Here is a 3,399-nt window from a genome sequence, read left to right as displayed (position 1 = left end):
CCGGTGGACCCCGGCACGGAGGCCGGGGTGACGAAAGGTTGGCGGGGACGGCTGGCGCCCTGCTTTGCGCCCCGCTAGAGCGGCGGGAATGGAGCGCAAGGGCATCAAGGGGATCGACCGGCGCACGCTGCTGATCGGCGGCGGGGCGGGGATCGGGCTGATCGTCGCATGGGCGGCGTGGCCGCGCACCTATCTGCCCAATCTGCCGGTGCGCGAGGGCGAAGCGGCGTTCGGTGCGTGGTTGAAGATCGCACCCGACGGGCAGGTTACGGTCGCGGTGCCGCAATGCGAATATGGGCAGGGCGTGTTCACGACGCTGCCGCAGATCGTGGCCGATGAACTGGGGGCGGACTGGCGCCGGGTCGGGGTCGAACAGGCGCCGCTGAACCCGCTTTATGCTAATGCGCTGGCGGCGGGGGAGTTGTTCCCCGGCGTGCTGCCCGAGCGGCTGCGCGCGACCCATGCGCAGCGCAATGCGCTGGTGCTGACCGGTGCGTCGACATCGATGCGCCAGTTTGCCGAGCCGCTGCGCGAAGCGGGGGCGGCGGCGCGGGCGATGCTGTGCCAGGCGGCGGCGCGGCGCTGGGGCGTGGACTGGACCGCGTGCGACACCGCGAACGGCTTTGTCGTGCATGACAAGCAGAAGATCGGGTTCGGCGAAATTGCGGTTGCGGCCGCCGACGAGGCGGTGCCGGCCGACCTGCCGCTGCGCGAGGGCGAGGGGGCGCGGCTGATGGGCGAGCCGGTGCCGCGGCTGGACGCGCCGGGCAAGGTGACTGGCAGCGCGAATTTCGCCGCCGACATCCGCCTGCCCGACATGGTGTTCGCCGCGATCCGGCAGGGGCCGGTCGGCACGGTGAAGCTGCATGCGCTGGACGAAGCGGCGGCGCGCAAGGTTCCGGGCATGCTGCACATCGTCAAGAATGAGCGTTGGGTCGCGGCGGTCGCCAATAACAGCTGGGCGGCGCAGCGCGCGCTCGACGCGATGAAGCCCAGGTTCGAGGTCGCGACCAACGTCGATAGTGCGTCGATTCAGGCCGCGCTTGACGCCGCGCTGAATGGCGATGGCAGCCGGATCGACTCGGAGGGCGACCTGTCGGCGACGTTCAAGGGCGCGCGCGTGGTCACCGCCGAATATCGCGTCGGCGTGGCGCTGCACGCGGCGATCGAGCCGATGGCGGCGACGGCGAGCTTTGCCGACGGACGCTGTCGCATCTGGATGGCGACGCAGGCACCCGGCCTCGCCCGCGCGGCGGTGGCGGATGTGCTGGGGATGAGCGCAAGCAATGTCGTGATCCATCCGGTGTTCGCCGGGGGATCGTTCGGACAGAATCTGGAACATGCGGTCGCGGAGCAGGTGGCACTGATCGCGCGCGAAGTGGGCAAGCCAGTGCAGCTGACCTGGTCGCGCGGCGAGACGTGCCTGCACGACCGCTATCGCGCACCGGCCGCGGCGCGGATGACCGCGCGGCTGGGCAGCAATGGCGCGGTAGCGGGCTGGCTCGCCAAGATTGCAGCTCCCGCGAGCGGGCATGAGCTGGCGAAGCGGCTGATGGCCGGGGACGGCGCGGTTGCGGCGGGGCTGAAGCTGGCGGGCAGCGGCGATCCGGCGGCGGTGGCGGGGGCGCGGCCGCCCTATCGCATCGCCAATCTGGCGGTCGATCATCACCCCGCCGATATCGGCATCCCGACCGGTTACTGGCGGTCAGGATCGCACGCGGCCACCGCCTTCTTCACCGAAAGCTTCATCGACGAACTGGCGCATGTCGCGCAGATCGAGGCGCATAGTTTCCGCATCGCGATGCTGGGCGGCGAGCCGCGGCTGGCGCGGTGCCTGTCGACCGTGGCGACATTGGGCGGGTGGCAGGGCGGACTTGCGGGCAGCGGGCAGGGGCTGGCGTGCCATGCCTTTCGCGGATCCTATATCGCGGTGATGGTCGAGGCGTCGGTCGGCGGGGATCAGCGGATCAAGGTCGATCGCATCGTCGCGGCGGTCGATTGCGGGCGCGTGGTCAATCCGGACGTCGTGCAGCAGCAGATCGAGGGCGGGCTGATCTTCGGCATGGCAGGGGCGCTGGGCGCGACGACCGGCTTTACCGGCAACATGGCGGAGGCGCGCGGCTTTGCCGATCTCGACCTGCCGCGCCTAGCCGACACCCCCGAGATCATGATCGAGCTGATCGCGAGCGAGGCCGAACCGGGCGGGGTGAGCGAGCTGGCGGTGCCGCCGGTCGCGCCCGCCATCGCCAACGCGATCCATGCCGCGACCGGCGTGCGGTTGCGGCAACTTCCCCTGATTCCCGGAGGCGAATGATGGCGTTACCCGAAGGCCATCCCGCGGTCGCGCCGCGGCGGATCGGCGTGCTGCTGGTCAATCTGGGCACGCCCGACGCGCCCGATGCGGGTGCGGTGCGGCGCTATCTGGGCGAATTTCTGTCGGACCGGCGCGTGGTCGAGATCCCGGCGCTGATCTGGCAGCCGATCCTGCGCGGCATCATCCTGCGCACGCGTCCGGCCAAGTCGGCGCATGCCTATCAACAGGTGTGGACCGATGACGGGTCGCCGCTGGCCGCGATTACGAAGCGACAGGCGGTGGCATTGCAGGCTGCGTGGCCCGAAGTGACGGTCGACTGGGCGATGCGCTATGGCAATCCGTCGATCCCGGCAAAGCTGAAGGCGATGAAGGATGCCGGGTGCGAGCGCATCCTGATCGCGCCGCTCTATCCGCAATATTGCGCGGCGACGACCGCGACGGTGGTGGACAAGGCGTTCGAGACGCTGGCCGCGATGCGTTGGCAGCCGGCGCTGCGCACGCTGCCGCCCTATCATGACGATCCGCGTTACATCGCCGCGCTGGCGGAGTCGGTGCGGACGCAGCTTGCGGCGCTCGAGTTCGAGCCGGATGCGGTGCTGGCGAGCTTTCACGGGATGCCGCAGCGGACGCTGGAGCTCGGCGATCCCTATCACTGCCATTGCCGCAAGACCGCGCGGCTGCTGGGCGAGGCGCTGGGGCGGGAACTGACGGTGACGTTCCAGTCGCGGTTCGGGCGGGCCAAGTGGCTGGAGCCGGCGACCGATACGGTGCTGGAGGCGCTGCCGGGCAAGGGCGTGAAGAAGATCGCGATCGTCGCACCGGGCTTTTCCGCCGACTGTTTGGAGACGCTGGAGGAGCTGGCGATCCGCGGGCGCGAGAGCTTCGAGGCGGCGGGGGGCACGCATTTCGCCTATCTGTCATGCCTCAACGATAGTGAACCGGGCATCGCGATGCTGCGCAGCATCGTCGCATCGGAACTTGCAGGCTGGGTGGCCCTTGCCTAGGCTGACGGCACCGGCCCGCTCCCCCACCCGGCCACCCATAGGATACTGGCGTTGGGTGGCCGGGTGGGGGAGCGGGCCGGT

Annotated in this window: 2 protein-coding genes; both read left to right on the top strand. The window is 70.1% G+C overall.

Annotation, left to right across the window (positions count from 1 at the left end; genetic code table 11):
- Positions 1-88 precede the first annotated feature (88 nt).
- A complete protein-coding gene (locus AX681_RS16290) occupies positions 89-2,314 on the top strand; it encodes a xanthine dehydrogenase family protein molybdopterin-binding subunit (protein WP_197424309.1) in 2,226 nt (741 codons plus the stop codon).
- Positions 2,314-3,318, top strand: coding sequence for a ferrochelatase (gene hemH / locus AX681_RS16285; RefSeq protein WP_066656622.1), 1,005 nt, complete (start codon positions 2,314-2,316; stop codon positions 3,316-3,318). The genes AX681_RS16290 and hemH overlap by 1 nt, the downstream gene beginning before the upstream one ends.
- Positions 3,319-3,399 lie beyond the last annotated feature (81 nt).

It is taken from the genome of Sphingomonas sp. CCH9-E2 (assembly GCF_001557215.1).
In the GTDB taxonomy this organism is placed as follows: domain Bacteria; phylum Pseudomonadota; class Alphaproteobacteria; order Sphingomonadales; family Sphingomonadaceae; genus Sphingomonas.
This window is presented reverse-complemented; position numbering and strand designations above follow the sequence as displayed.

What these genes read in the sequence shown, in the direction of transcription:
- AX681_RS16290 (WP_197424309.1), top strand. Translation starts at nt 89, where the DNA reads ATGGAGCGCAAGGGCATCAAGGGGATCGACCGGCGCACGCTGCTGATC.
- hemH (WP_066656622.1), top strand. Translation starts at nt 2,314, where the DNA reads ATGGCGTTACCCGAAGGCCATCCCGCGGTCGCGCCGCGGCGGATCGGC.